Source organism: Oleiphilus sp. HI0067, from assembly GCF_001635735.1.
On the sequence record NZ_LWFI01001466.1, the window covers coordinates 1 to 882 of the forward strand.

Consider the following 882-nt stretch of genomic DNA (forward strand, 5'->3'; position numbering starts at 1 on the left):
AAAATGAGAGTCGACGTTATTGAAGCAGGTTTTGCGATTGCAAGTTCTGCTGACTTCGGTGCTGTGCAAGCGATTGCAAATACGGTAAAAGATTCTCGGATATGTAGTCTTTCTCGAGCGCTAGATAAAGATATCGATCGCGCTGCAGAAGCTCTGAAGGGGGCAAATGCTTCGCGTATCCATACGTTTATAGCTACGTCTCCCATTCATATGAAGTATAAGCTTCAGATGGAACCAGATGCTGTCATTGAGCAAGCTGTTCGCGCAGTAAAACGAGCGCGCTCACATACTGATGATGTTGAATTTTCTTGCGAAGATGCTGGTCGTTCAGAGATTGATTTTTTATGTCGTATCATTGAAGCCGCAATTGATGCGGGCGCATCTACGATTAACATTCCTGACACAGTTGGTTATGCGATTCCCGAACAATATGGCAATACGATCGGCCAATTGATCCAGCGTATTCCAAATTCTGACAAGGCTATCTTCTCTGTTCACTGCCACAATGATTTGGGATTGGCGGTTGCGAACTCATTGTCTGCAGTTGCTCAAGGTGCTCGTCAGGTTGAATGTACAATTAACGGCTTAGGTGAGCGTGCGGGCAACGCATCGCTTGAAGAAGTCGTGATGGCTGTGCGCACTCGTTCTGACCTGTTTGATGTAGAGACTGGAATTGATACGACGCAAATTGTACCTGCTTCTAAATTAGTATCGTCAATTACAGGTTTCCCTGTGCAGCCAAATAAGGCGATTGTTGGTGCTAATGCGTTTGCTCATGAGTCGGGTATTCACCAAGACGGCGTGTTAAAGCATCGCGAAACCTACGAAATTATGCAGGCAGAAGCAGTGGGCTGGCATACGAATAGTTTGGTGTTGGGCAAG

General features: G+C 46.0%; 1 protein-coding gene. It reads left to right on the top strand.

Features of this window, described 5'->3' with window-relative positions; translation table 11 throughout:
* Positions 1–882, top strand: an 882-nt coding sequence (locus tag A3739_RS23895) for a 2-isopropylmalate synthase (RefSeq protein ID WP_197472533.1), incomplete at both ends; no start/stop codon positions are given.